The sequence below is a fragment of the Delftia sp. WSY_7 genome (assembly GCF_043104845.1).
GTDB lineage: Bacteria > Pseudomonadota > Gammaproteobacteria > Burkholderiales > Burkholderiaceae_C > Comamonas > Comamonas tsuruhatensis.
The window spans coordinates 25,364-51,924 of record NZ_JBICLB010000011.1 but is presented as its reverse complement, the minus strand read 5'-3'; the positions used below and the strand labels follow the sequence as shown (position 1 = coordinate 51,924).

The following is a 26,561-nucleotide window of genomic DNA, read 5'->3' as shown; positions in this document are numbered from 1 at the left end:
GGTGCTGCTGGAGTTGCCCTGGGTGGCGGGGCCGGCGCCGCCGCAGGGGCTGCCGCCGGGCGTGGGGGTGCAGGTGCCGCCGCCCGAGCTGCCACCGCCGCCGCCGAGGTCGATGCCGCCGCCCGTGCCGGGGGCGCAGCTTTGCACGGTGGGGTCGCATTTGCTGGAGCCGCCGCCCAGGTTGGGGGCGGCAGCCGCCAGGGTGGGCGTGGCCTGGGCCAGCAGTGCGGCAATGCATAGCAAGGCGCTGCGCAGCAGCGTGTGCCGTGGGTGCATGTGAGTTTCTCCCTCGGGATTTTTAGGAATCTCGGGCAGGAGGCGGCCATGCGTCTGGCGGGGAGCTGGTGGAGGCAAGCCTGTGTCCGGGTTGCCGGTCAATCTAGGCAGCTGCGGCGTGCTTGTCTCTAGGAATAGTCTGTTTCTGCGGCCCAAAGGGAGGAATGGGGCGGAAAAGGGGCCGGCGTGGGGCTGTGGCGCAACGGAATGCGGCCGCCCGCATGCCCCACAATCCCCGCCAAAGGAGTGCACGGGCAATGGACAGATGGCAGGCCATGCGGGTGTTTTGCGGCGTAGTGGATGCGCAGGGCTTCACGGCGGCGCAGGACAGGCTGGGCATGACGCATTCGACCGCCTCGCGCCATGTCAAATGGCTGGAGTCGGAACTGGGCACGCAGCTGCTGCAGCGCAATTCGCGCGGGCTGAGCCTGACCGAGGCGGGGCGCAGCTACTACCTCAGCTGCGTGCAGTTGCTGGAGCAGCTCGATGCGGCCGAGGCCGCGCTGGCCGTGCGCCGCGCACGCGTGGCGGGCGTGCTGCGCATCACGCTGCCGCTGGCCGTGGGCGCCATCGAGCTGGGCGACTGGCTGCCCGAGTTCGAGCAGCAATTCCCGGATCTGGAGCTGCAACTGCTGTGCACCGACCGGCTGGTGGATCTGGTGGCCGAGGGCGTGGATGCAGCCGTGCGCATCAGCCGGCAATTGCCGGACAGTGGACTGCAGGCGCGGCTGCTCACGCATTCGCCTCTGGTGCTGGTGGCTTCGCCCGCCTATCTGATGCGCCACGGGGTGGTGCAGGCGCCAGAGCAACTGGCCGCGCACCGCGCCCTGGCCTTTGCTGCGGGTCCGGCCCAGCTGCGCTGGAGCGTGGTGTCCGGGCAGGGCGCCGTCACCGAGGTGCAGCCGCACACGGCGCTGCGCACCGATTCGGTGGCCACCATCTTCGAGGCCGCACGCGCAGGCCGGGGCATTGCGGCGCTGACCTGGCATACCGTGCGCTCGGCCATCGAGCGCGGCCAGCTGGTGCGGGTGCTGCCCTGTTTTCATCTGGGGCAGTACAGCTACCACGCGCTGTATCCGCGCACGCGGCATCTGCGCCCGGCCGTGCGTGCCTTCGTGGATTTCATGGCACGGCGCTATCGGCAGGGGCCGGGGGACTGAGCATGGTGTTCTGGAGCCGGCCGCTCGATGCGCAGGAACAGGCCTTTGTGCGCACGCACTTCGGTGCCTCGCTGGATGCGCTGCTGCCGCGCATGCGCCTTTATCTGCGCCGCCTGGGCGACACGCGCAGGGCGCTGTCCATGAATGGCGGGCGCATCTTCATGCCGCGTGCCTTTTTCATGCAGTCCGATCCGCGCCAGCCGCTGCGCCTGTCGCATCCGCAGATCGCAGGCATCTTTGCCCATGAGCTGCTGCACCAGTGGCAGCGCCTGCAGGGCATGCCCGTCACGCGGCAGGCGGCCTGGCTGCAGTTCAAGGCGCTGTGCACGCGCGGTGATCCCTATGCCTACGAGCGCTGCGACGATCCCCGGCGCATGCTGCAGCGCTTTGTCCATGCCCAGGTGGAGCAGCAGGGCCAGATGTGGGAAGACCATGTACGCGCCTGCGTGGCGGGGCAGGGCGATGCGGCGGGCGCCCTGATCGCGGCCCACGTGCGGGGCACGTGAGTCAGCTGGGCTGGATGCTCAGTGCTTCGATCAGGTCATGGGCCGACACATCGCGCGCCGCGCCAAAGCCCGCCACGTGCCGGGCGATGGATGGCGTGATGCAGACAAAGCGGAAGTCGCCCAGATCGGTCATGAACGCGGCTTCGGGGAAGCGCAGCACATAGCTGTCGCGCGCGCCATCGGCCAGCACGCTGCCGGGCGGAGGTGTGCTGGCCACGCCTTCAATGGCCACGCGCTCCAGTGCATGCACGCCCTCGCCGTCCACTTCGGCCGCGCACACCAGCAGGCTGACGGCCGGGTGCAGTTCCATGGCCCGCGTGTGCGCTGCCAGTGCGCTGACGTGCAGCACAAAGCAGCCAAACTGCGCATTCCAGGCCCAGGGCACCATGGACAGACGGGGAGCGGGCAGTGCATCGCCAGCCCCGGGGGCAGGGGAGTCGGCGGGCTGGGTGGCCAGGGCCGCGCTGCGGCGGCGGGCCAGCAGATCGCGCAGCGACAGCTGCAGGCGGGACAGGTGGGGCATGTCGGGCGTGGAGGGCATGGCGCCATCGTACCCGTGGCGTACTTGTGGCGTGCCCGTGGCCGGCTTGCGAAAGCACAAGGCGAGTTGCGGTGGCATCGGTATGCCATGGGCGCTCAAGCGTCACTTTGGCGACGATTCCCTGGGGCCTTCCCCAATGCCGGGAACCGGGTGTGCGCCTAGCCTCGCTGGCAAGGCGGATTGCCGCCGTCCGATCCACTCACCGACCATTCAACGCCCATCCGTCCATGTCGACCCTGCCCGCGCACCACGCCTTCTGGCCCAGCCGTCTGCCCCATTCCATCACCGTGCCCGCCACCAGCGTATGGGAGAACCTGGCCGTCAACGCGCGCCGCTATCCCGACAAGCCGGCCATCCGCTACTTCGGCAGCTCCATCAGCTACCGCGAGCTGTGCGAGGGCACGGAGCGCATGGCGGCCTACCTGCACAGCCTGGGCGTGCAGCGCGGCGACCGCGTGATCCTGCTGATGCAGAACACGCCTCAGCTCATCCTGGCGCACTACGCCATCTTCCGCGCCAATGCCGTGGTGGTGCCGGTCAATCCCATGAACATGGCCGAGGAGCTCAAGCACTACATCACCGACGCCGACGCCAAGGTCGCCATCACCACGGCCGACCTGGCCCCCGAGCTGGCCAAGGCCAGCAACGCGCTGGCGCCGGGCCAGCGGCTCGATCACCTGATCGTCACCCAGTTCACCGATGCCTTCGATGCCGGTGTGCAGGGCGACGATGCGCCGCCTGCGCAGTGGCACGACTGGCTGCTCACCCGGCGCGAGCCGGCTGTGCTGGATGGCGGCAGCGTCCACACCTGGCAGCAGGCCCTGGCCTGCACCGACGCTGCGCCGCCCCATGTGGTGGGCCGCGACGACATGGCCGTGCTGCCCTACACCAGCGGCACCACGGGCCACCCCAAGGGCTGCATGCACCCGCACCGCTCCATCAACCACAACGCGGTGGCGGGAAGCTACTGGGGCAGCGGCACCAGCGAGGCGGTCGTGCTGGCGGTGGTGCCCATGTTCCACATCACGGGCATGGTGTCGGTGCTGCACACGGCCATCTTCATGGGTGCCACCGTGGTGGTCATGCCGCGCTGGGACCGCGAGCTGGCCGGGCGGCTGATCTCGCGCTACCAGGTCACCAGCTGGACCAACATCCCCACCATGGTCATCGACCTGCTGGGCAGCCCCAACTTCGCGCAGTTCGACCTCACCAGCCTCAAGTACATCGGCGGCGGCGGCGCGGCCATGCCCCAGGCCGTGGCCCAGCGCCTGCTGGAGCAATACGGCCTGCGCTTTTGCGAGGGCTACGGCCTGACCGAGACCGCTGCGCCCACGCACAGCAACCCGTCCGAGCACCCCAAGCAGCAGTGCCTGGGCATTCCCTTCATGAGCACGGAGGCGCGCGTCATCGATCCTGACACCGGTGCCGAAGTGCCCCAGGGCGAGCAGGGCGAGATCGTGGTCCACGGGCCCGAGGTCTTCGACGGCTACTGGAAGCGCCCCGACGCCACGGCCCAGGTCTTCATGGAGATCGACGGCAAGCGGTTCTTTCGCACCGGCGACCTGGGCCACGTGGATGAGGACGGCTACTACTTCATCACCGACCGCCTCAAGCGCATGATCAACGCCAGCGGCTTCAAGGTCTGGCCGGCCGAGGTCGAGTCGCTGATGTTCCGCCACCCCGCCATCCAGGAAGCCTGCGTGATCTCCACGCGCGACGCCTACCGGGGCGAGTCGGTCAAGGCCGTCGTCGTGCTGCGTGCCGGCAAGGAAGACACCACGGCCGAGGACATCATCCAGTGGTGCCGCGAGAACATGGCCGTCTACAAGGCGCCCAAGGTGGTGGAGTTCGTCAAGGCCCTGCCCAAGAGCGGCAGCGGCAAGGTGATGTGGCGGCAGTTGCAGGAGGCGCAGGCGTAGCCCCGCGGGCAGTTCCCATCCATGGGCAAGTCCCACACGCGCTTGCCCAGGGCGTCGTGGGGCTGTTTGCTGCAGGGGCTCTGCAAAGGCTGCGCGCGCATCTATGATCGCGCGCCAGATACGAACACCGCAGCGCACAGCACATGCATAGATTTCCTGGGACCGCTGCCACGGCCGTGGCAGCTTTTTTTGGGGTTTCCGTTCCCGTCCCCGTTGTCGCGCACGAACTGTGCACCCTCGTCGCCGACGCCGACACGGGCCAGTCCCTGGTGCACAGCGGCCCGGCCTGCGCCGAGCGGGTCACGCCGGCGTCCACCTTCAAGATCGCCATCAGCCTGATGGGCTATGACGCCGGCATCCTGCAGGACGAGTCCCGGCCCGCGTGGCCATACCAACCGGAGTATCCGGACTGGGGCGGCGATGCCTGGCGGCGCGATATCACGCCCCAGGCGTGGATGAAAGACTCGGTGTTCTGGTACTCGCAGCAGGTGGTGATGCGTCTGGGCCAGCAGCGCTTTGACGCCTACGTGAAGGCCTTCCGCTATGGCAACGAGGATGTCTCTGCCGTGCCAGTGGCCGACCCGGGCCACAACGGCGTGTGGGTGGTGTCTTCGCTGCGCATCTCGGCGGCCGAGCAGGTGGCCTTCATGCGCAGGATCGTGCGCCGGGAACTGCCCGTGAACAGTCAAGCCATCGACATGACCGCGCGCATCACCCGGCATCCAGTGGCCGTGGGCGGCTGGACCGTGCATGGCAAGACGGGCACGGGCTCGCCGGGCAGCGACAACCGCTACGACGCCAGCCGGGCCTATGGCTGGTACGTGGGCTGGGCCACCAAGGACCAGCGCAGGCTGGTGTTCGCCACGCTGATCCAGGACGAGCAGGCGCAAAAGCCCAATGCCGGCCTGCGCGCCCGCGATGCCCTGCTGCAGCGACTGCCTGCCGTGGACCGCTGACAATGCACGGGCCGTTCCTTTTCCGTACACCTTCCGCACACGAGCGACAGACCGACACCCGATGAAGACCATTGACGAAATGCTGAACCTGGACCTGCTCACCCCCGAGCAGCACGTTGAGATCAGCGACTGGATTGCCCGCGCGAACTCCCCCGAGGAAATACTGCAGATGCCCGCCCCTCTTTGGCAGGCCGTGGAGCGGGCCAGCGAGGCCATGGGCGTCAATGCCGATCTTCTGCGGCCGCCCGCGCTGGATGCGGGCGGCGCGGTCTTCGGATAAAGCGTGCTACGCCTCGTTCCGGACCCCTTTCCCGGCTTTCACGGGCACATCAAAGTGCATAGCACGCTCTAGGGCGGGCGCCGCAGTTCACCATCCCATCATCGACCGGTGCGCGCCAATGCCGGCCATGGCGCCATCGCTCACCGCCATGGCCACGTTGCCGGCCGCGCGGGCCGCGTCGCCACAGGCGAACACGTTGGGGACGCTGGTGGCCTGGCCTTCCGCGACCTTGATGAAGGGACCCATGGGGCCTTCTTCCAGGGCGCAGCCCAGCTGTTCGGCCACGGGGCTGGCGATGCGGGTGCGCGGCTGGGTGAACAGGCCATCCATGACCAGGCGGCGGCCGTCCTGCAGCAGCACGTCGGCCCGGCCTTCCAGGCGGGCGATGGGGGTGGCCTCCACCTGTGTGCCGCGGCGTGCGAAGGCGGCCAGCTCATCGGCACTTGGCGCGTAGGCGCCGTTGAGCAGCAGGGTGGTCTGGCCCCAGTCGGGAAGCATGACGGCGTGGTGATGGGCCAGGGCCGAGCTGGCAATGATGCCGATGCGCCCCGCATTCATCTCGTAGCCGTGGCAGTACGGGCAATGGAAGACGCTGCGGCCCCAGCGCTCGGCCAGTCCCGGCACGGGCGGCAGGCTGTCATGCACGCCCGGCGCCAGGACGAGGCGGGCGGCGCTGATGGCGGTGCCCGCTGCACGGAACTCCAGCCGGCCATCGGGCGCCACGCGGGCGACTTCGGCCGTGCCGTCCAGCCACTGCACGGTGGGGTAGGCCATCAGCTGCTGCCGGGCCTGGGCGGCGATCTGGGCGGGGGCGACGCCATCCTGGGTGAGAAAGCCGTGCGATGTCTCGCCGGCCTGGTCCACGAAGCGGTTGCGCCGCAGCCCGGCATCGACCACCAGCACCTGGCGGCGCGCGCGCGCCAGTTGCAGGGCGGCGGACAGGCCGGCATAGCTGCCGCCGATGATGGCGAAATCAATGTGTTTCATGCTGGTGCTCCTGCAGTTGGTACCAGCCCTGGCCGCCCGCTGCGCGGTGGCGCGCCAGGCGGGCATGGAAGTCCTGGGACAGGGCAGCCAGCGTCACCGAGCCCAGCCGCGCGAGCAGGGCGGCCTCGGCCTGCTGCACCGCGTTGCTCAGCGCTTCGTTCACGGCCTGGGCGACCAGGCATTCGGGCCGGTCTTCCCTGAAGCCCAGCGACACCAGATCAGGGGCGCCCAAGGCTTCATGCACGTCGCGCAGCGTGGTGCGGTCCAGCTCGCAAGACAGCACCCAGCCCCCGCCATGGCCTTTGGCGGAGGTGACAAGGCCTGCATCGCGCAGGCCCGACATCAGCCGGCGCAGCACGACCGGGTTGGTCTGCAGCGCGGCGGCGAGCATGTCGGAGGTGGCAGGTCCATCGCCCTCGGCCATGTGCAGCAGCACATGCAGGACGTCCGAGAATTGGCTGTTCTGTTTCATGCAACATTATTTGTTGCATGAGTGTGGCCTTGTTTCGCGAAGGGATATGGACCTGCCGTCCGGGTGCGCCATCAGGACTCGCCCGTGAACCCGATCTGCTTGACCAGCGAACTCCAGCGCTCGAACTCGGCCTGCTGGTCGGCGGCCATCTCCTGCTGCGTGCTGCCGCGCGCCAGCAGGCCCAGGGCCGCCAGCCCGTCGATCACGGCCTTGTCCTTGAGCGCGGCGGTGATGGCCGCGTTGGCGTTGGCAATGGTGGCGGCCGGTGTCTTGGCGGGCGCGTAGAACCCGAACCATTCCTCCACCGTGACATCGGGAAAGCCCAGCTCGGTGAAGGTGGGCACCTCGGGCAGGAAGGGCGAGCGCTGCCTGCCCGAGGTGGCCAGCACGCGCAGGCGGCCGGCCTTCAGGTACTGCAGGTAGTCGCCGCTGGGGTTCATGGTGGCCGCGATCTGGCCGCCCACCAGGTCGGTGATGCTGGGCACGGTGCCGCGATAGGGCGCGTGCTTGAGCTCCACGCCCGAGCGCAGGCCCAGCAGCGCGCCCAGCAGGTGCGGCATGGAGCCCGCGCCCGGCGAGCCGAAGCTGGCGCGGTCGGGGTTGGCCTTGGCCCAGGCCAGGAAGTCCTTGAGCGTCTTGACCTCGGCCGGCACGGCGGGGCCCACGGCCAGGCCGTGGTAGATCACGGCGCCAATCGATACGGGCGTTGCGTCTTCGGGCCTGTAGGTCAGCTTGGGGTAGATGTGGGGATAGACCGAGAAGGCCGATACGGGGGCCAGTGCCAGCACGGAACCGTTGGGCGGGGAGTTCTTCAAGGCTTCCACCGCGATGCGGCCTCCGGCGCCGGGCTTGTTCTCCACAAAGCCCGGGCCCTTGCTGTAGGGCGTGCTGCCCAGCCGCTCGGCCACGCGGCGGGCCACGCTGTCGCCCGAGCTGCCGGCCGGAAAGCCGTACATGATCTTGACCTGGTCCAGTGCCTGGGCCAGGGCTTGCAGCGGTGACAGCGAGCCCAGGGCGGCGGCGCTGCCCAGGGCCTGGACGAAATGACGGCGATGCATCTGCATGGGATGTCTCCTGGTGAATATGGGAAAGGCAGGCGGATGGAAGCGGCTCAGAACATGTGGCGGATGCCCACGTTGATGCCGGTCTGCGAGCGTCCCGGCGCGGTGTTGCTGCCCGGCGCGCCGCCGCTGACCGAGACGGTCGCCAGGCGGTCGTTGCGGATGTGGCCGAGCTGGGTGTAGACCGCCGTGCGCTTGGACAGGTTGTAGATGGCGCGTGCCACCAGCAGGTCGGAGTCGTAGCCCGACACGCCGCGGTAGCGCAGCGTGAGCCACTGGGTTTCGAGCACCAGGGCCTCGGTGACCGGGTAGGAGGCGCCCACGTACCACAGGTTGCTGCGTGGCTTGACGGCGTCGCCGTCGTTGTCGCGGCGCAGCAGGCCGCCGCCGATCTTCACGCCGGCCAGCTTGAAGTAGCCGCCCAGGTGCAGGCGCTCGTCATGCTTGGCGCTGGAGTTCATGCCGCCGAACACCGGGTCGGTGGACGAGGCCGGCGTGCGGCCGTTTTGCTGCTCGTAGCCCAGCGCCACGCCCCAGGCCGGTGTGTCGTACTTGGCGTACAGTGACCATTGGCGGCAGGCCTGCGTGTCCGATCCGCTCTCGCCCGGGCAGTTGGTGCCTGCCGGGCTGGGGCCGGCATTGACGGTGTCACGCCCGAAGCTGTAGCCCGCGCCCAGTGCCAGCCCGCCGAAGTTGCCACGCCAGGCCAGCATGTTGTCGGCGCGCGAGTTGGGAATGTAGGCGTCCAGCGAGCCCATGGCGAAGACGGCCGGGCCGATGATGTCCGAGTCCAGCAGCGACCAGAACAGCATGGAGTTCTGGCGGCCCATGGTCAGGCTGCCCCAGTTGCCGCCCAGGCCCACCCAGCTTTGGCGGCCAAAGCCGCGCCCGCCCTGGTTGAAGGTGCCCTGGTCGGGCGCAAAGCCCGACTCCAGCGTGTAGATGGCCTTGAGGCCGCCGCCCAGGTCCTCGCTGCCGCGCAGGCCCCAGCGCGAGGGCACCATGCTGGTGGTCGATGGCATGCGGCTGAGACCGCCGCCCGCCGCCACATTGTTCAGGTGCTCCACGCCCACATCGACGATGCCGTAGAGCGTGACGCTGGAGGTGCCTTGCGCGAAGGCGCCGAAGCTGGCGCCGGAGCCGGCCAGGGCCAGCACGGCGGTGGCCGCCAGGGTCCGCGGGGATGGGGTGGTTTTCATGGTGATGTCTCCTCTGGTTTGAAAAATCGTTGCCGTCTTGGCGTGGGTGTCCGCGCGCCTTTTCTCGGGCGCAGCGGGGCCCGGCCCCGCCGGGGGCGGGACTGCGGACAAGGGGTGGATGGGGGCGGAGGGGGCGGGCCGTTCAGGTGACCGTTCAGGCGCCGCCCGCCTTCAGTGCATGGTCAGCGGCAACTGAAGCTGGCAGCGCTTTCCATGTCGCCGCTGCCGTTGTAGCGGGCGGCCAGCGGATGGGGGCACAGCGGCCGGGTGCGCGTGGGCGACCAGTTGGCGGGCAGGTCGGCGTTGGCGCCGCCCGCGTTGCCCGCGCCGCGCGCACTGGCGATCACGCGGTCCGGCGCCTGGCCTTTCTCCACCCAGGCCACGAGGGAGCTGAGCATGTCGAACTGATCGGTGGCCGGGCCGCCGCTGCAGTGGTTCATGCCGGGCACCAGGTACAGGCGGGCGAAGTCGGCGGCGTCGCCATGGTTGCGGCGCAGCGTGTCGTACCACTGCACGGTGTCATCGCTGGAGAAGATGGGGTCGGCCGTGCCGTGGTAGACCATGAGCTTGGCGCCCCGGTTGCGCAGCACGGGCAGCTTGCCGTAGTCGGGCGGCATCATCAGCGACAGGCCGCTTTCCGTGAAGGTGCCGTTGGTCGCCTGCACCTTGGCCAGCATGCTGTCCACGCTGCCGTTGAGGGCGAACTGCGCGTCGTTGAAGCTGGCGGCGCTTTCCGGCGGCGTCTGCCAGATGAAGGCCACGGCACCGGAGTCGCGGCTGATGGGGTTGGAGAATTTCCAGCCGGCCCAGCCGGCCGTATCCAGGCCCGCGTCATATGGGAAGCTGCTGTAGATGCGGCTGCCGCCGCTGGTGGTGGCGCCCTTGAACAGGCCGGCAATGGTGCTCTTTTGCTCGGCGCTGAGGCAGCTGCCGTCGCGCGCACCGCCGCAGGTGGGCACATCGCGCGACAGGTCGAAGCTCGCCTGGCAGGCTGCGCCGGCCTGCACCATGCCGTCGGTGGCCCCGTCCAGCGCATCGCACCGGGCCAGCACGGCCTGGCTGACCAGGCGGCGCTCGGCCTGGGTGAAGCCCGTGCCCAGGTCCGAGGGCGTGGTCGCCAGCTTCGCATAGCCCTGGGCGCCGGCAATGTTGGCAATGGCCGCCAGCGGCAGGCGCGTGCCGGGGTTGCCGGCGATGATGCCGTCGTACTGGTCGGCATAGCGCGAGGCCGCCACCATGGCGTGGCGCCCGCCGTTGGAGCAGCCGCCCAGGTAGGAGCGGTCAGGCCCCTTGCCATAGGCCGTCTGCAGCGCGCTGCGCGCCATGGGCGTGAGCTTGCCCACGGCCTGGTAGCCATAGTCCAGCCGCGCCTGCGGGTCCAGGCCGAAGAAGGGACCCAGGCTGCCTGCATGCCCCGCATCGGAGCTGAGCACGGCAAAGCCCATCTGCAGCGCATTGCCCAGCGGCCCGCCGCCCAGCGCGCCCACGGCCGTGCTCACGACGCCGTCCAGCCCGCCGTTGGCCTGGTAGAAGAAGCGCCCGTTCCAGTCGCGCGGCAGGCGCATCTCGAAGCCCACGGCGTAGTTCTGGCCATCCACGGTGCTGACGCGCTCGTGCATGCGGCCGGTCACGCGGCAGTGCTCGGCAATGGGCTTGCCCGCCACCGCCAGCGTGCCGGCGGCCACGGTCTCGGCGGCCGTGATGCGGGTGTTGGGGAAGGATATTTTCGCGGCCAGGTCCGTGCACGACAGCAGCGTGGCGGGGCGGGCCTCGGCCAGCTGCGCGATGCCGTCGCTCGAGCCGCCGCAGGCCGACAGCAGCAGGGCGGGCAGGGCGGCGGCCAGCGCGGCCGGCAAGGCGGGGGAACGGGTCTTGTGGATCTTTCTGTCCATGTCTGTCTCCTCGGAAGGTGGTGTGAAGCCTCAGCGCGAATCCGTTGCGTGGCAGCCGTTGCCTGCATCTGCATCGCTTTCTGATGGCCGCGATTTTGGTTATATTTAATAACCAATTCAAGCGGCCTTTGCGAATTTCTTATTGGGACTTCCCCTTGATTGCGGGGCAGGCAGCAGGCCGCACAGGAGACAGACATGGACCACGAAAAACTCATTGCCATCGACATCCACACGCACGCCGAGGTGAGCTGCTGGAACCCGTTCGACAACTACGGCGAGGAGTACGACCGCGCCGCCGACAAGTACTTCGGCAACGGCCGGCGCCCGACCATCGCCGAGACCGTGGCCTATTACCGCGAGCGCAACCTGGGCCTGGTGATGTTCACGGTGGACAGCGAATCGCAGCTGGGCCGGCGCCGCATTCCCAACGAGGAGATCGCCGAGGCTGCGCGGGCCAACAGCGACATGATGGTGGCCTTCGCCAGCATCGATCCGCACAAGGGCCGCATGGGCGCGCGCGAGGCGCGGCGGCTGATCGAGGAAGAGGGCGTCAGGGGCTTCAAGTTCCACCCCACGGTGCAGGGCTTCCATCCCTACGACCGCATGGCCTGGCCGATCTACGAGGTGGTGGCCGAGCACCAACTGCCGGCCATCTTCCACACGGGCCACAGCGGCATTGGCAGCGGCATGCGCTGCGGCGGCGGCCTGCGCCTGGCCTACAGCAATCCCATGCACCTGGACGACGTGGCCATCGACTTTCCCGACATGCAGATCGTGATGGCCCACCCCAGCTTTCCCTGGCAGGACGAGGCCCTGTCCGTGGCCCTGCACAAGCCCAATGTCTGGATCGATCTGTCGGGCTGGAGCCCCAAGTACTTTCCCCGGCAGCTGGTGCAGTACGCCAACACCCTGCTCAGGGACCGCGTGCTCTTCGGCAGCGACTATCCCCTGATCACGCCCGAGCGCTGGATGAAGGATTTCCAGGAAGCCGGCTTCAAGCCCGAGGTGATGCCCGGCATCCTCAAGGGCAATGCGGTGCGGCTGCTGGGCTTGGACCGGCCCGCCGCGCAGAAGGCGGACTGAGCGCGCTCAGTTGTAGATCTTCTGCAGCAGCTGGATCAGCGTTTTGCGCTCGGCATCGGTCAGGCGGTAGGTGGCATCCATCTCCAGCTGGGCCGCCGTTCTTTCTGCCTGGGCCGTGAGTTCGGCGCCGGCCGGCGTCAGGTGCACGCCCACGGCGCGGCGGTCTGTGGGATGGGGGCGGCGCTCGATGAGCTTGCGCCGCTCCAGCGCGGCGATCAGGCCCACCAGGTTGGGCGGCATCACGTCCAGCGCCGTGCACAGCTGGCGCGAGGTGATGCCGGGGTTGTGGGACACCAGGGACAGCACGGAGAACTCCACCATCTTGAGATCGTGGGTGGCCATGCGCTCCACGAACACCTCGATGATGGACATCGAGGCACGCCGGGCGTTGTAGCCGACCAGGGTGTGCAGGAAAGAGGCGTCGATGGACGGCCCCGGCGCTGTGGTGCCGGACGGGGCCGTGTTCTCTTCGGACGGAGCGGGCTTGGATGTGCGGGCGCGGGGCATGGGGTCAAGGAACTGAAAATCGAATCATAGTGTGGCGCGCGGCTGCCGTGGTCCGGGGCCTAAGGCCGTGGCGATTGGCCGCGTTCGCCTTCAGCCTGTCTTCAGGCGTGCTTCAGCCCCCCTTCAGCCTGCGCGTGCGCCATGCGCCCGGACGGTCCTACATTGCGGCCTGCCCCCTTGCGGGCATGACTGCATCAGCAACCAGGAGGACCATCCATGATGACTTTTCGCCATTCCCGCGCGTGGCTCGGCGCGGCCGGCATCGCCACCCTTGCCCTGGGCCTTGCGGCCTGCGGCGGGGGCTCGTCGGGCAGCACCAACCCCGGGCCGCGCATCTGGGGCTACATCCAGCTGCCTGACGGCAACAAGATGCGCTATTCGGTGGTCTTTCCCAAGGGGCCGGGGCCGTTTCCCGTGCTGATGGAGTACGACGGCTACGGATCGGGCTCGGTCACCGACCAGACCACCCAGGAATGGACCAAGGAAGGCTATGCCGTGATGGGCCTGAACGTGCCCGGCACGGGCTGCTCCACGGGCGAGAACCAGTGGGCCGACGCCTCCGTGGGCGCGGCCGGGGCGCACGCGGTGGAGTGGGCTGCGCGCCAGGCGTGGTCCACGGGCAAGGTGGGCATGGTGGGCTATTCATACTCGGGCTACGACCAGCTGTGGGTGGCGGCCCAGCGTCCGCCCAGCCTCAAGGCGATTGCACCTGGCAAGAACGTGGCCGATCCCTACCGCGACGTGGCCTATCCGGGCGGCATCCAGAACATCGGCTTTCCCGCCAATTGGTGGGGGCAGTTCCCCGCGATATGGCGCAAGGCCGCCGAGGACGCCAAGGCGCTGGACGGCGATACCGGATGCGCCCAGGTCGTGGAGGACAACATCCGCAAGATCCAGCGCCCTGACCTGGACATGGCGCGTTGGCTGGACGAGGACCGCTTCTTCGGCGCCCGCTACGCGCGCAAGAGCGCCATGAACTCCACGCACCGCATCGACATCCCCACGCTGGGCACCCAGTCCTGGCAGGACGAGCAGGTGGGCACCCGCATGGGCTACTACGAGGACAGCATCGCCCCGGACAAGATGTGGCTGATCAGCTCCAACGGCGACCACCACACCGACAACGCCCCCTTTATTCGCGAGACCATGAAGCGTTTTTACGCGCGCTTTCTCAAGGGCGAGAGCAACGGCTTCGAGCACACGCCGCGCGTGCTGCTGGCGCAGGAAATGCAGTGGATGAACGGTGGGGGCGACTATGGGCAGCTGCGCCCCTCGGCCGTGGCCAGCTTTGACCGGCTGCCCGTGCGCGTCACGCCCATGACGCTGTGGCTGCAGCCGGGCGGCGGGCTGGGCGATGCGCCGCCGCAGGCCGAGCGCCAATCGGCCAGCTACCGCTACCCGCTGCCGGGCGCCGATGCCAACCATCCCGACGCGGACACCGAGTCCGGCGCGGGCCAATGGATGGCCAGCCCCTCCGGGCAGGGCCTGCTGCGCTTTACCACGGCCCCGCTGCCGCGCGCGCTGAGCTTTTATGGCGAGGCCTCGCTGGACCTGTGGCTCAGCGCCACGGCCGGCGATACCGATGTGCAGGTCACCGTCTCGGAGGTGCGTCCCGACGGCCAGGAGATGTTCGTGCAGCGCGGCTGGCTGCGTGCCTCCATGCGCGCGCTGGACGGCCAGCGCTCCACCGCCTTGCGGCCCTGGGGCGATTTCACCGAGGCCGCCGTGCGCCCGCTGCGCCCCGGCGAGCCCACGCTGATGCGCGTGGAAATCCAGAAATTCGCCCATGTGTTCCGCGCGGGCTCCAGCCTGCGCGTGACCCTGGACACGCCTTCGCAGACCGGGTACTGGGCCTTCGACCATCTGTCCACGCCTTCGACCAACACCGTCTGGCTGGACCGCAGCCGGCCGTCGAAGATCGTGCTGGGCCATATCGCCTATGCCCATGAGCGGCAACTGCCGGACTGCCGGCGCATGCTGCGCCAGCCCTGCAGGCCCAACGAGGAGGCCGTTCCTTCGGGCGTGGGCCCCATGCCGCCGCTGTGACTTCGTGCCCCGGTGTTGACCATGAATGAACGTTCGTTCATCATTCGGGGCATGAAAAAGAAGGAAGACATCAGCGAGCGCAGGGCCCTCATCGTGCAGGCGGCCCTGCAGTGCTTCGTGGAGCGCGGCTTTCACTGCACCAGCATGCGCGACATTGCGCAGGCCGCCTCGGTGAGCCTGGGCAACCTGTACAACCACTTCGACGGCAAGGAGGCCTTGATTGCCGAGGTCGCCACGCAGGAGCAGACCGAGCTGCTGCCCTTGCTTCAGGCGCTGGAGCGGGCCGCAGCCCCTTCGCTGCCGGTGGTGGCGCAATTCCTGGTCGCCTACCAGGCGCTGTGCCGCCAGCGGGAATGGGCCGTGCTCAGCGCCGAGTGCCTGTCCGAGATCGCGCGTTCGCCCGGGCTGGCGCCGGCCTTCGAGGCCAACCGCAGGCGCATGCTCGACGGCCTGGCAGGCTTCATGGAGCGCGGGGCGCAGCAGGGCCTCTTGCGGCCCGCCGTGCCCGTGCGCCTGGCCGCGCAATTGCTGCTGGATGCCGTGGAAAGCGATGCGCTGCGCTTTGCGCTGGCGGTGACGCCGCAAGAAGACGCGGGGGCGGATGAAGGGGTCGATGTGCTGCATCCCGCCTTGCTGTCCTGCCTTCTTGGAGGCGAGGCACAGGGAGACGCGACATGAGGCATGCCACCGGCAGGGGCGCCCGCCTGGCGGGGCTGGACCTGGCGCGCTACCTGGCGCTGGCAGGCATGGTGTTCGTCAACTTCAAGCAGGCCATGCATCCCGCGCTGCAGGAGCCTGGCTGGCTGCTGTCGTTCTTCCATTTCCTGGAGGGCAAGGCCTCGGCCACCTTCGTGGTGCTGGCAGGCTTGGGCCTGGTGCTGGCCACGCGCTCGCTGGAGCCGGCCACGGCGCGCCTCTGGACGCTGCGCCGCGCGCTGTTCCTGCTGGTGGCCGGTGGCATGAACCTGGTGATCTTTCCGGCCGACATCATTCACTACTACGCGGTCTACTTCGTGCTGGCCATCGCCTGGCTGCAGGCCGGCGCAAGGGCGCTGCTGGCCGGCATGGCGGCCGTGGCCATGCTGTCCGCCTGGGCCTTGCTGCAGCTGGACTACAGCCAGGGCTGGGACTGGGCCAGCCTGTCCTACCAGGGCCTGTGGGAGCCGGCCGGCTTTGCGCGCAACCTGCTGTTCAACGGCTTCCATCCGGTGCTGCCGTGGTTTGCGTTCTTCCTGTGCGGCATGCTGCTGGCGCGCCTGCCGCTGGCCGAGCCGCGCGTGCAATGGGGTCTGGTGGCTGCGGGTGGCGTGATGGTGGGATTGGCCTGCGCCGTCTCGGCGCTTGCGGCCCGCAGCGCTTGGGCTCCCTGGCTGGCCACCGGCCCCATGCCGCCCGGCCCGGCCTACCTGCTGATGGGCCTGGGCTGCGCCAGCATTGCCATCGGCGCCTGCCTGCGGCTGGCCGACCGCTGGCCCGGTGGACCGTGGCGCGGCCTGCTGCCGGCCGGGCGCATGACGCTGACCCTGTACCTGGCCCACATCCTCATCGGCATGGGGCTGCTGGAGGCCATGGGCGCGCTGGACGGCTCACGCAGCCTGCGCGAAGTGGCCGTGGCCGCCGCGCTGTACGTGATCATCGCCAGCCTGGCCGCCTGGGCCTGGAGCAAGAAGGTGGCGCAGGGGCCCGTGGAATGGGTGATGCGGCGGCTGACGGCACTGGGTTGATCCACAGTTTGGAAATTGCGCTCGAATGAAGTCATCGTTTTGATGGCCGCAATGCCTTGTTTGTCTACACTTGCCTCCATTCAAAAATGGGGGAGATTCAATGGCTGAGGCGGTTTACAAGAAATGGCTCAGGGCTGTGATCGGGCTGCAATGCCTGCTGATCCTGGCCTTTGTCTTTCGGGGGTGGCTGTTGCCCGACCCATTGGGCCCCAGGCTTCCCTCAATCCAAGGCAATACAGTGTGGATTCAAAGCCATGGCGCTTTGCATCAGTTTGATCGGCAGGGCACACGCCTGCAGCGTCTGGAGTTGGCGCAATTGGGTTTGACCCCATCGGTCAGCAGCCTTCAGTTCATTGGAGAGAAGACGCTTTGGGCGCATGACCAGGGACGTGTGCATCGCTGCGATCTGGCAATGCAGCGCTGCGTGGCGCTGGGTCTGCCCGATTTGTCCACACGCGGTGGCTATCGCTGGATGCGGGTAACGGCCGATGAAGCGCAGATTGTGGTCTCCGACGCATCCAATCACCGCGTTCTCGTTTACCAGCGCGAGGCCGCTTCCAGTGCAGCGCAAGCCTATGTGCTGCTCAAGACCTACAGCGAAGGCCTGCGCTTTCCGAATCAGACGCTGCAGGTAGGCGAGCGCATGTGGGTGGCCAATACCAACCGCCATCAGATTGCGCAAATCGATACGGCACAGAGTACCCAGGCCGCGCCTGCCGCATTTCCCGTGGAATATGCGGGCCTGCGTTCCGGGCGCCGCTTCCCGTTCGCCATGCAGCTGGATGGCCAGCAGCGTCTATGGGTGCTGGTCGCAGACTCGGGCATGCGGGGAGCAGATCTGCTGTTGATGGATTCCCAGTTGAGGCCTGAACGGGTGCTGCCGCTTTCGCCCGACCAGGACCCGAACGCCATCGCCATGGTGGGTCAGGAGTTCTTGCTGCCGGACATGACCCAATTCATCGTCCATCGCGTGGATCTGGACGGCCGCGTGCTGGAGCCTTTCGGGGATGCTCCATTCCGCGGCGAGTTGGCGTCTGCCCGCTCGTCCTATGAATGGGGCAGGCGGTTGCCTTCGTTCCTGCTGGGCAGCATCGGGGTATTGATGGCTCTGGGACTATGGCTTGCCTGGAAGGCGGGGGAATTGCGCCAATTGGGCGGCAAACGCTGGCAGGAAGTGGGCGACACCGAAGCCTCCAGCGCGGCAGTGGCTCCCTCACCGTCCCAGCACGCCGCGCAGGCTTCTCAAGCCTCGGAAGGAAAACCGCTGGTCACTTCGGTCACGGCGCTTGCGGGCAGCACCGTGAAGCGCAGGCGTGCGCTTGCCATGGTTGGCGTTCTGCATTGCCTGGTCGCTGGCGGTATGGTCTATTGGTTCTTGCCGCTTTTGCACCAGCGCGACTGCGGTCCGGACAAATCGTGCGATCCAACGGGCATGCTCGGTGTCCTGCTGGTGCTTTTGGCCGTGTTGCCGCTGTGTCTGTATGCATGGCTCTGGCGCAAGCTCAAGCAGCTGGAGACCATGCGCATAGCCACGGACGGGCATCGGATCGCGGTACGCATGGCACGCAGGACCCGCAAATTCGATGCCAGTCGCGTCACCTGCACGCGCCAGCATCTGTGGATGGGCCTTCGCGCCATTCCCCTGCGACTCAATGGCAGTCCCCTGTTCGACGAGGCCGCGTTCAGGCGCGAGATCCTGGCGCGGTTGCCGCAGCTGCAGGTGCGCGATGGCGCCTGGGACTTCGCCGTGGCACGCCACTTCTGGTCCAACAGCGGTGTGCTGGGCAAGGCCTTGGTGCTGCTGTATGTCGCGACCTTGCTGGGTTTTGTGGTTCGCCTGCTGGCCTGACGGGGTTGGCGACCCTGCTGTAAGATAGCTCTCCGCTCCGGGGTGCACGCCAGTGCTGAGATCCACACCCGAGAACTTGAACCGGGTCATTCCGGCGGAAGAAGAGCTTGCACCCCTGCGTGGCCGCCCATGCGCCACGGGCGGGGCGCCTTCGGAGCATCACGTCCCAGCTCTCGAAGGAATTCCATGGACAAGGCCCGGCCCCAGGCGGCTTCTCTGGTCGCAGACCTGATTGCATTCATTGCCATGGACGGCTGCACCGACGAGCAGTTCGATGCACTGGCCCTGCGGCTGTTCGCCTACCAATACGAATCGAATGCGCCGTTTCGCAGCTTCTGCCAGCGGCGCGGCGCCACGCTGCGCAATGTGAAGACCTGGAGCGACATTCCCGCCGTGCCCATCGATGCGTTCAAGGCCATGGAACTGCGCAGCGAGCCGGCCTCGCCCGCGGAGCGCGTGTTCATGACCAGCGGCACCACGGGCCAGGCCAAGGGGCTGTCTTCGCGCGGGCGCCACTTCCATCCCGCGCTCGATGTCTACGATGCGTCGATGACGCGCAACTTCGCGCAGCGCTTCATGGCCGGGCACGAGCGCCTGCCCATGGGCATTCTCTTTCCCGACGAGCAGGCCATGCCCAACTCTTCGCTGGCCCACTACCTGGCGCTGGCCAAGACGGAATTCGGCACTACCGACAGCCGCTACTTCCTCACCCCCGACGGCCTGGACATGCCCGGCCTGTGCGCCGTGCTGGAGGAATCCGAGCGCAGCGGCCGCCCCTATGCGCTGCTGGGCGCCAGCTTCAGCCTGGTGCATGTGATGGACGCGCTGCGCGAGCAAGGCCGCAGCTTCCGTCTGCCGCCGGGCAGCCGCATCCTGGACACGGGCGGCTACAAGGGCCAGTCGCGCGAGTTGCCGCTGGAGGACTTCTACGCCGACCTGTCCCGGCTGCTGGGCGTGCCGCGCAGCCACTGCATCAACATGTACGGCATGACCGAGTTGAGCACGCAGTTCTATGACGACGGCAATGCCACGCTGCCCTCGGTCAAGTCGGGGCCGCACTGGATACGCTCGCGCCTGGTCGAGCCCGTCACCGGCCGCAGCGTGGCGCCCGGCGAGCGCGGCATTCTCGTGCACTGCGACCTGGCCAACTACAACGCGGTCACCACCATCCTCACCGAGGACGTGGGCCTGTGGGCCGGCCATGGCGAGAACAGCGGTTTCCTGTTGCTGGGGCGTGCCGAGGGCGCAGCGGCCAAGGGCTGCTCGCTGGCGGTCGATGAATTCGTGAAGGCCGCTGCTGCATGAACATCGAGCGGATCACGGCCGGCTACCTGCCCGAACTGCCTGGTTTGCGCGAGGACGAGGTGCAGTGGCATGTGCTGCCCTTCGAACGCGGCGGCGTGCGGCTGGAAGTCTCCGTGCCCCTGCTGACCGGCCCGCAGATGCATGCGCTGGCAGCCCACATGCGCCGTGCCGCCGACCGCCACCTCAGGGCCATGCCCGTGGCCGAGATCATCGACGCCATCGACCGCGCCATCGCCCGCCTGCTGGACCGCAGCGATCCCTATCGGCGCCAGGCCGAGACCTGGCTGCCCGTGGTCAGCGGCTATGACGCCGACATGGTGCGCCTGGGACTGACGGGCTTCTTCAAGACCTTTCGCGCCGCGCAGCTGCGGCGCTTCGTGGCCGAGGACTTTGCCAACCCGGCCGTGCTGGACGGCTTCCAGCCCGCGCCCAAGGGCGGCGCGGTGCGCGCCTTCGGGCCCGACCTGCTGATGCACAGCTGGGCCGGCAATGTGCCTGCGCTGTCCCTGTGGAGCCTGGTCTGCGGCCTGCTGGTCAAGGCGCCCGCCATTGGCAAGCTGGCCAGCGCCGAGCCGCTGTTCGCGGGCTGGTTCGCACGGCTGCTGGCCGAGGTGCATCCGCCGCTGGCCGATTGCCTGGCCGTGGTGTGGTGGAGCGGTGCGGGGGGCGTGGATGGGGCGGAGGGCGCGAATGGAGATGCCGCCGCCGCGCTCCACGCCGAGGCCGACACCGTGCTCGCCTACGGCGGCAACCAGACGCTGCAGGCGCTGCGCCAGCGCCTGCCCGTGACCACGCGCTTTCTGCCGCACGGCCACAAGCTGGGCTTCGGCATGGTGGGCGCCCATGCGCTGGACACGCTCAAGGCGCCCGCCGTGGCGCGGCTGGCGGCCTGGGACGTGATGCGCTATGACCAGCAGGGCTGCTACTCGCCCCATGTCTTCTACGTGGAGCGCGGCGCCCCAGTCTCTGCGCGTGCCTTTGCCGACTACCTGGCGGCCGAACTGGCCAACCTGCAGCGGCGCTTTGCGCGCCGGCCGTTGGAGCTGGAGGAGGGCGCCGCCGTGGCCCGCTGGCAGCAGGCCGTGGAATGGTCAGGTGACGAACAGCAACTGCTGGGTCCGGTGGACGCGCCCTGGAGCGTGGCGTACAGCGACAGCCTGCAGCCGCTGGCGCCCACGGCCCTGTACCGCACGATTGCCGTGGTGGGCGTGGACCGCCTGGATGACGCCGTGCCCGTGGTGGCCGCGCAGCGCGACTACCTGCAGACGGCCGGCATTGCCGCCTCGCCCGAGCAGCTGTACCGGCTGGCGGGCCTGCTGGGCGCGGCCGGCGTCACGCGCATCAGTGCCATCGGCTCCATGAGCATGCCCGAGGCCGGCTGGCACCATGACGGCCGCTTCAACCTGCTGGACCTGGTGCGCATGACCGAGATAGAGCAATCTGCCGAGGCGGCGGCGCAGCCGTTCGCCCCGTATGCGGATTGACATCCATGCACACCGGCACGACGGGCACGACGGGCATGACGGGCATCACAGACGGGGCTGACGGCATGGCGTTTCTCGATATCGAACAGGTGGTGTTCACCTACCCGGGCCGCCCGCCGGTGGTGGACGGCGTGGACTGGCGCGTGCAGGCCGGTGAGATCCACTGCCTGCTGGGCCGCAGCGGCTGCGGCAAGACCACCTTGCTCAAGCTGGCGGCGGGGCTGCTCAGGCCGCAGTCGGGCCGCATCCTGCTGCGTGGCGCCGAGCTGGCCGAGCCCGGCCCGCAGCTGGGCTTCATGTTCCAGGCGCCCACGCTGCTGGAGTGGCATACGGCGCTGGGCAATGTGCTGCTGCCCGTGTCGCTGCAAAGGCGCCCCGCGCCGCAGGACGAGCAGCGCGCGCTGGCGCTGCTGGAGCAGCTGGGCCTGGCCAGCCATGCGCAGCGCCATCCGCGCCATCTCTCGGGCGGGCAGCAAAGCCGCGTGGCGCTGGCACGGGCGCTGGTGCTGGACCCGCCGCTGCTGCTGCTGGACGAGCCCTTTGCCGCGCTGGACGCCATCACGCGCGCCGAGCTGCAAGACGACCTGCTGCGCACCTGCCGCGAGCGCGGCACCACGGTGCTCTTCGTCACCCACGACATCAACGAGGCCGTCTACCTGGGCGACCGCATCGCCCTCATGCACGGCGGGCGCATCGTGGCCGATATGGCGGTCGATCTGCCCGCGCCGCGCACCCAGGCCATGCGCCACGGGCCGGCGTTCAACGAGCACTGCGCCCGCGTGCGCGCAGCCATGGACAGGACGGCGGCATGACGGTGTCCTTGTTCCATGCCCGCCTGCTGGCCGCCGCGCTGGCGCTGGTCCTGCTGGGCCTGTGGGAGCTGCTGGTGCGGCAATGGGGCCTGTCCGCCCTGGTGCTGCCGGCGCCCTCGGCCATTGCGGCATCGCTGTGGACGGGGCTGGCCACGGGCTATTTCTGGCCGCACATCCGGGCGACGCTCCAGGCCCTGCTGCTGGGGCTGGCTGCCGGCAGCGCGATCGGTCTGCTGGCGGGCATGGCCCTGGCTGAATCCGAGCTGCTGGAGCGTGTGCTCAAGCCCTACGTGGTGGTCAGCCAGGTCGTGCCCAAGCTGGCGCTGGCGCCGCTGTTCGTGCTGTGGTTCGGCTTCGGCATGCTGCCCACGGTGCTGATCACGGCGCTGATCTGCTTTTTCCCGCTGATGGAAAACACCCTGACCGGCCTGCGCCAGGTTGATGCCCAGCGCCTGCAGCTGTTTCGCATGCTGGGCGCCACGCGGCTGCAGACGCTGCTGCGCCTGAAGCTGCCCACGGGCCTGCCCGCCATTCTTGCGGGCCTGCGCGTGGCCGTGGTGCTGGCCCTGGTCGGCGCCGTGGTGGCCGAGTTCATGGGCGCCAGCCGCGGCCTGGGCGCCGTGGTCATTGCCGCCCAGGGAATGATGGACACCACCCTCATGTTCGCCGCCCTGGTGCTGATCGCCGCCATGGGCCTGCTGCTGTACCAGGCCTGCCTGGTGCTGGAGCGCCGGCTGCTGCGCTCGCGCGCCGCCTGACCATCCTGAACACTTCCGCAACCTTTTCCCCAAGCGCCATGCACACACCGCAATCCCCCTTCCTCACCCGCCGCAGCCTGCTGGGCGCCTCTGCCGGTTTTGCCGGCCTGGCGCTGGCCGGCAATTGCCTGGCCGCTCCTGTGCAAGGCAAGATCCGCCTGGCGGGCTGGAGCAAGCCCATCAGCGAGATCACCAACATCCTGGCCGAGCCCGACAAGGGCTTCTTCAAGGCCCAGGGCGTGGAGCTGGCCTACCTGCCCGGCGCGGGCGGCGGCGACGCCATCCGCAACATGCTCAGCGGCCAGGCCGATGTGGCCTTCACCGATCCCGGCTCCTTCTTCATGGCGCTGGACAAGGGCGAGAAGCTGGTCGCCATCTACGACATCTACCCGCAGAACGTGTTCAACGTGGTCTCGCTCAAGTCGGCGGGCATCCGCAAGCCGGCGGACCTCAAGGGCAAGAAGATCGGCGTCTACAGCCTGTCCAGCGGCACGCGCCAGAACCTGCTGGTGATGCTGCACCAGGCCGGCCTCAAGGAGTCGGACGTGACCATCGTCGTCACCGGCCTGCTCAACTTCGCGCCGCTGATGCAGGGCCAGGTCGATGCCACGGCCGCCACCGACACCGGCCTGGCCGTGGGCCTGCGCAAAGGCATTGGCGAGGTCGATGTGATGCAGGTGCGCGACCACCTGAACATCTCCAGCGACATGTTCGTGGTGCGCGAGGACACGCTGCGCGACAAGAAGGACCTGCTGCGCGCCTTCCTCAAGGGCTACCGCGACAGCGCCGCCTGGATGATGGCCAACCCCGAGGAAGCCGCCACGCTGGCCGGCAAGCACGCCATCGACGGCACCCAGCGCGATATCAACCTGGACGTGATCCGCCTGCGCAATGCGTCTTCGCAGCCGCTGCAGGCCGGCAAGCCGCTGGGCAGTTTCGACCTGGCCGCCCTGCAAAAGGGCGCCGACGCCTACCGCGCGCTGGGCATGGTGCAAAGGCAGATCAAGGTGTCCGACGTGGTGGACACCAGCCTGCTGCCCGGGGCCTGAGATGGCACAGCCGTCTTCCCTGGGACTGCAAGGCAAGGTGGTGCTGGTCACCGGCGCCGGCCGCGGCATAGGCGCAGCCATTGCCACCGCCTTCGCGCGCGAGGGCGCCCTCGTGGCGGTCAACCACCTGTCCAACGACGCTGCCGCCGCGCAGACCGTGGCGGCCTGCCAGGCTGCGGGCAAGCAGGCCGGAGGCGATGCCTGGGCCATCAAGGCCGATGTAGGCTCGCAGCCTGCCGTCCAGGCCATGGCCGAGGCCATCGCGCGCGAGGCCGGCGCCATCGACATCGTGGTCAACAACGCCTTCAAACCCTACGCCTTCGACCCCGAGCGCCGCCGCCGCTTCGACGACCTGGACTGGAGCGACTACCAAGCCCAGTACGACGGTGCCGTGGGCGCGGCCTTCAATGTCTGCCGCGCCGTGCTGCCGCAGATGCGCCAGCGTGCGCGGGGCAGCATCGTCAACATCGCCAGCAACCTGGTGGAGCACCCCGTCGTGCCCTACCACGACTACACCACGGCCAAGGCCTCGCTGGTGGCCTTCAGCCGCAACCTGGCCAGCGAGCTGGGGCCCGTGGGCATACGCGTCAACTGCGTGGCGCCGGGCCTGGTCTATCCCACGCAGGGCACGCAGGACACGCGCGAGTCCTTCCGCGAATCGCTGATGGCCGCCACGCCGCTGCGCCGTCTGGCAAGCCCCGAAGACGTGGCGGGGCCGGTGCTGTTCCTGGCCTCGGAACTGAGCGGCTTCATGACGGGACAGGTACTGTTCGTCGATGGCGGCCTGGTGATGCGCTGAGCCTGTTCTAGAACTGCTCCCACTCATCGGCCTCGGCCATCTCGGCCATTCCGGCCGCCGTGGCGCGGCGGGGTGTTGCCGCCTTGGCGGGCAGCGCCACAGGCGCGCTGGAGGCCGCAGCCGCTGCCGCGCGCAAGGGCTTGGCGGGGCGGGGCACGGCAGGGGCCAGCGCGGGAGACGGCCTGGCGGTCTGTGCACGCGCCGGCACGGCCGCTGCCACTGTCGTGGACTTGGACAGGGCGGCCTGGGGGCGGGTCGCGTTCTCATCCAGCCGGAACACGCTGACCAGTTGCACCAGTTGCGCGGCCTGCTTGTTCAGGCTGTCGGCAGCAGCGGCAGACTCTTCCACCAGGGAAGCGTTGTGCTGCGTCACCTGGTCGAGCTGCTGCACGGCGTCGCTGACCTGGGTCACGCCCTGGGACTGCTCCTGCGTGGCGGCACCGATGTCGGAGATCAGTTCGGCCACGCGGTGCGTCTGGGTGACGATGTCGTTCATGGTGCTGCCGGCCTCGGCCACCTGGCGGGAGCCGGCGGCGACCTTGCCCACGCTCTCGCTGATCAGGCCCTTGATCTCCTTGGCCGCATTGGCGCAGCGCTGGGCCAGGGAGCGCACCTCCGAGGCGACCACCGCAAAGCCCTTGCCCTGTTCCCCGGCACGCGCGGCCTCCACGGCGGCGTTGAGCGCGAGGATGTTGGTCTGGAACGCAATGGCGTCGATCACGCCGATGATTTCCCCGATCTTGCGCGAGCTGTGCGTGATGTCCTCCATGGTGCTGACCACGCCATGCACCACCTCGCCGCCGTGCACGGCCGTGGCGCTGGCCGACTGGGCCAGGCCCGAGGCGCTGCGCACCGTGTCCACGTTCTGCTGAATGGTGGCGGTCATCTGCTCCATGGAGGCGGCCGTCTCCTCCAGGTTGGCGGCCTGCTCCTCCGTGCGAGCGCTCAGGTCGGCGTTGCCCGAGGCGATCTGGCTGGCGCCCGTGGCAATCGATTCGCTGCTGTGGCGCACCTGGCTGACGATGCCGGCCAGGCTGGCGCGCATGGCCTCCAGGCTGGCCAGCAGGCTGGTGGTATCGCCCCGGCGCAGCTGCACGTTCACCGCCAGGTTGCCCTTGGCCACTTCCTGCGTGACCTGGGCCGCGTAGGCCGGCTCGCCACCGAGCAGGCCCTTGATGCGGCGGGTGATGGCCCAGGCCACCAGCGCACCCAGCAACAGCGAGGCCAGGGCCAGCGACAGCATCTGCCGGCCGGCGGCCAGCGATTTGCCTTCGGTGGCCTGGGCCGTTTCCGTGGCACGCACCTGCTGGTGGGCCAGCATGTCGTTGATGGCGGAAAAGAACGCGTCCTGCTGCCTGCGGAACTCTCCGCTGCTGCCCAGCATGGCCGAGACGGTGGGCAGGTCATGCCGCATGGCCGCGGCCATGAACTGGTCCAGCAGCGGCAGGTAGGCGGTGCGCGCATTCCTCATGCGGTCGTACAGGGCGATGCCCTGCGGCGTGGTCAGTCCCTCGCGGAACTGCTCCATGAGCTGGCCTATCTTCTGGCGCTGCGTGTCCAGCGTGGCCTTGGCCAGGGCCTTTTCCGCAGGGTCTTCGATCAGCGCCAGACTGCGCACGCCGCGGAAGATGAACTCCACCGAGCTCTTGACCTCCACCAGCCTGAGCAGGCTGGTGATGCGCGTGTCGGCCAGGTAGGAGACATCGTCCGAGGCCTGGATCAGCCGCGCTCGGCCCAGCAGCGCAATCGACAGCGCGATGAGGATGAGAACCGAGAAACCCAGACCCAGCATGGAGCCCGTTTTCATATTCTTCAGATATTTCATGCGTCTTCCTTTGCGTCCTACTTTGCGTGTTGCTTCGGGTGATCGGTAGGGCCTGAATACACGCCCGTCAT

24 protein-coding genes, 1 pseudogene and 1 riboswitch are annotated in these 26,561 nt (G+C 68.6%); of the genes and pseudogenes, 16 read left to right on the top strand and 9 right to left on the bottom strand.

Features of this window, described 5'->3' with window-relative positions:
* Positions 1-276: pseudogene (locus ACF8ME_RS05415) on the bottom strand (hypothetical protein); the annotation flags it as partial.
* A gap of 257 nt (positions 277-533) precedes the next feature.
* On the opposite strand from ACF8ME_RS05415, the gene ACF8ME_RS05410 reads away from it, so the two are divergent.
* Together ACF8ME_RS05410 and ACF8ME_RS05405 are read left to right on the top strand one after the other, a co-directional pair.
* Positions 534-1,436: a LysR family transcriptional regulator gene (locus ACF8ME_RS05410; RefSeq protein WP_392415577.1), complete on the top strand. Its 903-nt coding sequence runs from the start codon at positions 534-536 to the stop codon at positions 1,434-1,436.
* A gap of 2 nt (positions 1,437-1,438) precedes the next feature.
* A complete protein-coding gene (locus ACF8ME_RS05405; protein ID WP_016450580.1) occupies positions 1,439-1,942 on the top strand; it encodes a hypothetical protein in 504 nt (167 codons plus the stop codon).
* A gap of 1 nt (position 1,943) precedes the next feature.
* Here the strand turns inward: ACF8ME_RS05405 and ACF8ME_RS05400 are convergent, their stop codons facing one another.
* Positions 1,944-2,483, bottom strand: a complete 540-nt coding sequence (locus tag ACF8ME_RS05400; RefSeq protein WP_046241376.1) for a pyridoxamine 5'-phosphate oxidase family protein — start codon at positions 2,481-2,483, stop codon at positions 1,944-1,946.
* Between the two features lie 227 nt (positions 2,484-2,710).
* Between ACF8ME_RS05400 and ACF8ME_RS05395 the strand changes: the two genes are divergently transcribed.
* From ACF8ME_RS05395 to ACF8ME_RS05385, 3 genes are all read left to right on the top strand, one after another.
* Positions 2,711-4,402, top strand: a complete 1,692-nt coding sequence (locus ACF8ME_RS05395; RefSeq protein ID WP_034369151.1) for a long-chain fatty acid--CoA ligase — start codon at positions 2,711-2,713, stop codon at positions 4,400-4,402.
* A gap of 143 nt (positions 4,403-4,545) precedes the next feature.
* Positions 4,546-5,358 carry a class D beta-lactamase gene (gene blaOXA / locus ACF8ME_RS05390; protein ID WP_288898589.1) on the top strand — a complete coding sequence of 271 codons (813 nt, stop codon included), beginning with the start codon at positions 4,546-4,548 and terminating at the stop codon, positions 5,356-5,358.
* Positions 5,359-5,419: 61 nt separating this feature from the next.
* Complete coding sequence (locus tag ACF8ME_RS05385) at positions 5,420-5,638, top strand: hypothetical protein (protein ID WP_016450576.1); 219 nt, start codon at positions 5,420-5,422, stop codon at positions 5,636-5,638.
* A gap of 87 nt (positions 5,639-5,725) precedes the next feature.
* Here ACF8ME_RS05385 and ACF8ME_RS05380 read toward each other — a convergent pair whose 3' ends face one another.
* The 5 genes from ACF8ME_RS05380 to ACF8ME_RS05360 form a co-directional block, all read right to left on the bottom strand.
* Positions 5,726-6,625, bottom strand: coding sequence for an NAD(P)/FAD-dependent oxidoreductase (locus ACF8ME_RS05380; RefSeq protein WP_392415574.1), 900 nt, complete (start codon positions 6,623-6,625; stop codon positions 5,726-5,728).
* Entirely contained in the window at positions 6,612-7,097 is a 486-nt protein-coding gene (locus ACF8ME_RS05375; protein ID WP_016453247.1) for an Rrf2 family transcriptional regulator, read from the bottom strand. Before ACF8ME_RS05375 ends, ACF8ME_RS05380 begins: the two co-directional genes overlap by 14 nt.
* A 71-nt stretch (positions 7,098-7,168) precedes the next feature.
* Positions 7,169-8,161 (bottom strand): tripartite tricarboxylate transporter substrate-binding protein, encoded by a 993-nt coding sequence (locus ACF8ME_RS05370; protein WP_074924056.1) that lies wholly within the window; start codon positions 8,159-8,161, stop codon positions 7,169-7,171.
* 47 nt (positions 8,162-8,208) lie between these two features.
* Positions 8,209-9,357 carry a porin gene (locus ACF8ME_RS05365; RefSeq protein ID WP_016450572.1) on the bottom strand — a complete coding sequence of 383 codons (1,149 nt, stop codon included), beginning with the start codon at positions 9,355-9,357 and terminating at the stop codon, positions 8,209-8,211.
* A gap of 182 nt (positions 9,358-9,539) precedes the next feature.
* Complete coding sequence (locus tag ACF8ME_RS05360) at positions 9,540-11,249, bottom strand: tannase/feruloyl esterase family alpha/beta hydrolase (protein WP_392415572.1); 1,710 nt, start codon at positions 11,247-11,249, stop codon at positions 9,540-9,542.
* Positions 11,250-11,444: 195 nt separating this feature from the next.
* Between ACF8ME_RS05360 and ACF8ME_RS05355 the strand changes: the two genes are divergently transcribed.
* Positions 11,445-12,332 (top strand): 4-hydroxyphenyl-beta-ketoacyl-CoA hydrolase, encoded by an 888-nt coding sequence (locus ACF8ME_RS05355; RefSeq protein WP_016450570.1) that lies wholly within the window; start codon positions 11,445-11,447, stop codon positions 12,330-12,332.
* Positions 12,333-12,338: 6 nt separating this feature from the next.
* On the opposite strand, the gene ACF8ME_RS05350 is transcribed toward ACF8ME_RS05355, so the two are convergent.
* Positions 12,339-12,839 (bottom strand): MarR family winged helix-turn-helix transcriptional regulator, encoded by a 501-nt coding sequence (locus ACF8ME_RS05350; RefSeq protein ID WP_016453244.1) that lies wholly within the window; start codon positions 12,837-12,839, stop codon positions 12,339-12,341.
* A 216-nt stretch (positions 12,840-13,055) separates the two neighbouring features.
* Between ACF8ME_RS05350 and ACF8ME_RS05345 the strand changes: the two genes are divergently transcribed.
* From ACF8ME_RS05345 to ACF8ME_RS05300, 10 genes are all read left to right on the top strand, one after another.
* A complete protein-coding gene (locus ACF8ME_RS05345; protein ID WP_392415570.1) occupies positions 13,056-14,885 on the top strand; it encodes a CocE/NonD family hydrolase in 1,830 nt (609 codons plus the stop codon).
* 51 nt (positions 14,886-14,936) lie between these two features.
* On the top strand, positions 14,937-15,563 hold the full coding sequence (locus ACF8ME_RS05340) for a TetR/AcrR family transcriptional regulator (RefSeq protein WP_074924048.1): 627 nt from the start codon (positions 14,937-14,939) through the stop codon (positions 15,561-15,563).
* Positions 15,560-16,609 (top strand): DUF418 domain-containing protein, encoded by a 1,050-nt coding sequence (locus tag ACF8ME_RS05335; protein WP_392415568.1) that lies wholly within the window; start codon positions 15,560-15,562, stop codon positions 16,607-16,609. The genes ACF8ME_RS05340 and ACF8ME_RS05335 overlap by 4 nt, the downstream gene beginning before the upstream one ends.
* A gap of 100 nt (positions 16,610-16,709) precedes the next feature.
* A complete protein-coding gene (locus ACF8ME_RS05330; protein WP_392415566.1) occupies positions 16,710-18,458 on the top strand; it encodes a YncE family protein in 1,749 nt (582 codons plus the stop codon).
* Positions 18,459-18,486: 28 nt separating this feature from the next.
* A riboswitch (TPP riboswitch) is annotated at positions 18,487-18,578 on the top strand.
* A gap of 66 nt (positions 18,579-18,644) precedes the next feature.
* On the top strand, positions 18,645-19,763 hold the full coding sequence (locus tag ACF8ME_RS05325) for a long-chain fatty acid--CoA ligase (protein ID WP_392415564.1): 1,119 nt from the start codon (positions 18,645-18,647) through the stop codon (positions 19,761-19,763).
* On the top strand, positions 19,760-21,247 hold the full coding sequence (locus tag ACF8ME_RS05320; RefSeq protein WP_392415563.1) for an acyl-CoA reductase: 1,488 nt from the start codon (positions 19,760-19,762) through the stop codon (positions 21,245-21,247). Before ACF8ME_RS05325 ends, ACF8ME_RS05320 begins: the two co-directional genes overlap by 4 nt.
* A gap of 35 nt (positions 21,248-21,282) precedes the next feature.
* The gene (locus ACF8ME_RS05315; protein WP_123695279.1) at positions 21,283-22,059 is read left to right on the top strand and encodes an ABC transporter ATP-binding protein; all 777 of its coding nucleotides are present in this window, start codon (positions 21,283-21,285) and stop codon (positions 22,057-22,059) included.
* Positions 22,056-22,817 (top strand): ABC transporter permease, encoded by a 762-nt coding sequence (locus ACF8ME_RS05310; protein ID WP_012206326.1) that lies wholly within the window; start codon positions 22,056-22,058, stop codon positions 22,815-22,817. Before ACF8ME_RS05315 ends, ACF8ME_RS05310 begins: the two co-directional genes overlap by 4 nt.
* Positions 22,818-22,855: 38 nt before the next feature.
* The gene (locus ACF8ME_RS05305; RefSeq protein ID WP_046239925.1) at positions 22,856-23,866 is read left to right on the top strand and encodes an ABC transporter substrate-binding protein; all 1,011 of its coding nucleotides are present in this window, start codon (positions 22,856-22,858) and stop codon (positions 23,864-23,866) included.
* A gap of 1 nt (position 23,867) precedes the next feature.
* Positions 23,868-24,665 (top strand): SDR family oxidoreductase, encoded by a 798-nt coding sequence (locus ACF8ME_RS05300; RefSeq protein WP_392415562.1) that lies wholly within the window; start codon positions 23,868-23,870, stop codon positions 24,663-24,665.
* Positions 24,666-24,672: 7 nt separating this feature from the next.
* On the opposite strand, the gene ACF8ME_RS05295 is transcribed toward ACF8ME_RS05300, so the two are convergent.
* On the bottom strand, positions 24,673-26,490 hold the full coding sequence (locus ACF8ME_RS05295) for a methyl-accepting chemotaxis protein (RefSeq protein WP_047326900.1): 1,818 nt from the start codon (positions 26,488-26,490) through the stop codon (positions 24,673-24,675).
* Positions 26,491-26,561: the final 71 nt, after the last annotated feature.

Excerpts from the sequence above, each read along its gene's own strand:
- ACF8ME_RS05410 (WP_392415577.1), top strand. The coding sequence starts at position 534 with ATGGACAGATGGCAGGCCATGCGGGTGTTTTGCGGCGTAGTGGATGCG.
- ACF8ME_RS05405 (WP_016450580.1), top strand. The coding sequence starts at position 1,439 with ATGGTGTTCTGGAGCCGGCCGCTCGATGCGCAGGAACAGGCCTTTGTG.
- ACF8ME_RS05400 (WP_046241376.1), bottom strand. The coding sequence starts at position 2,483 with ATGCCCTCCACGCCCGACATGCCCCACCTGTCCCGCCTGCAGCTGTCG.
- ACF8ME_RS05395 (WP_034369151.1), top strand. The coding sequence starts at position 2,711 with ATGTCGACCCTGCCCGCGCACCACGCCTTCTGGCCCAGCCGTCTGCCC.
- blaOXA (WP_288898589.1), top strand. The coding sequence starts at position 4,546 with ATGCATAGATTTCCTGGGACCGCTGCCACGGCCGTGGCAGCTTTTTTT.
- ACF8ME_RS05385 (WP_016450576.1), top strand. The coding sequence starts at position 5,420 with ATGAAGACCATTGACGAAATGCTGAACCTGGACCTGCTCACCCCCGAG.
- ACF8ME_RS05380 (WP_392415574.1), bottom strand. The coding sequence starts at position 6,625 with ATGAAACACATTGATTTCGCCATCATCGGCGGCAGCTATGCCGGCCTG.
- ACF8ME_RS05375 (WP_016453247.1), bottom strand. The coding sequence starts at position 7,097 with ATGAAACAGAACAGCCAATTCTCGGACGTCCTGCATGTGCTGCTGCAC.
- ACF8ME_RS05370 (WP_074924056.1), bottom strand. The coding sequence starts at position 8,161 with ATGCAGATGCATCGCCGTCATTTCGTCCAGGCCCTGGGCAGCGCCGCC.
- ACF8ME_RS05365 (WP_016450572.1), bottom strand. The coding sequence starts at position 9,357 with ATGAAAACCACCCCATCCCCGCGGACCCTGGCGGCCACCGCCGTGCTG.
- ACF8ME_RS05360 (WP_392415572.1), bottom strand. The coding sequence starts at position 11,249 with ATGGACAGAAAGATCCACAAGACCCGTTCCCCCGCCTTGCCGGCCGCG.
- ACF8ME_RS05355 (WP_016450570.1), top strand. The coding sequence starts at position 11,445 with ATGGACCACGAAAAACTCATTGCCATCGACATCCACACGCACGCCGAG.
- ACF8ME_RS05350 (WP_016453244.1), bottom strand. The coding sequence starts at position 12,839 with ATGCCCCGCGCCCGCACATCCAAGCCCGCTCCGTCCGAAGAGAACACG.
- ACF8ME_RS05345 (WP_392415570.1), top strand. The coding sequence starts at position 13,056 with ATGATGACTTTTCGCCATTCCCGCGCGTGGCTCGGCGCGGCCGGCATC.
- ACF8ME_RS05340 (WP_074924048.1), top strand. The coding sequence starts at position 14,937 with ATGAAAAAGAAGGAAGACATCAGCGAGCGCAGGGCCCTCATCGTGCAG.
- ACF8ME_RS05335 (WP_392415568.1), top strand. The coding sequence starts at position 15,560 with ATGAGGCATGCCACCGGCAGGGGCGCCCGCCTGGCGGGGCTGGACCTG.
- ACF8ME_RS05330 (WP_392415566.1), top strand. The coding sequence starts at position 16,710 with ATGGCTGAGGCGGTTTACAAGAAATGGCTCAGGGCTGTGATCGGGCTG.
- ACF8ME_RS05325 (WP_392415564.1), top strand. The coding sequence starts at position 18,645 with ATGGACAAGGCCCGGCCCCAGGCGGCTTCTCTGGTCGCAGACCTGATT.
- ACF8ME_RS05320 (WP_392415563.1), top strand. The coding sequence starts at position 19,760 with ATGAACATCGAGCGGATCACGGCCGGCTACCTGCCCGAACTGCCTGGT.
- ACF8ME_RS05315 (WP_123695279.1), top strand. The coding sequence starts at position 21,283 with ATGACGGGCATCACAGACGGGGCTGACGGCATGGCGTTTCTCGATATC.
- ACF8ME_RS05310 (WP_012206326.1), top strand. The coding sequence starts at position 22,056 with ATGACGGTGTCCTTGTTCCATGCCCGCCTGCTGGCCGCCGCGCTGGCG.
- ACF8ME_RS05305 (WP_046239925.1), top strand. The coding sequence starts at position 22,856 with ATGCACACACCGCAATCCCCCTTCCTCACCCGCCGCAGCCTGCTGGGC.
- ACF8ME_RS05300 (WP_392415562.1), top strand. The coding sequence starts at position 23,868 with ATGGCACAGCCGTCTTCCCTGGGACTGCAAGGCAAGGTGGTGCTGGTC.
- ACF8ME_RS05295 (WP_047326900.1), bottom strand. The coding sequence starts at position 26,490 with ATGAAATATCTGAAGAATATGAAAACGGGCTCCATGCTGGGTCTGGGT.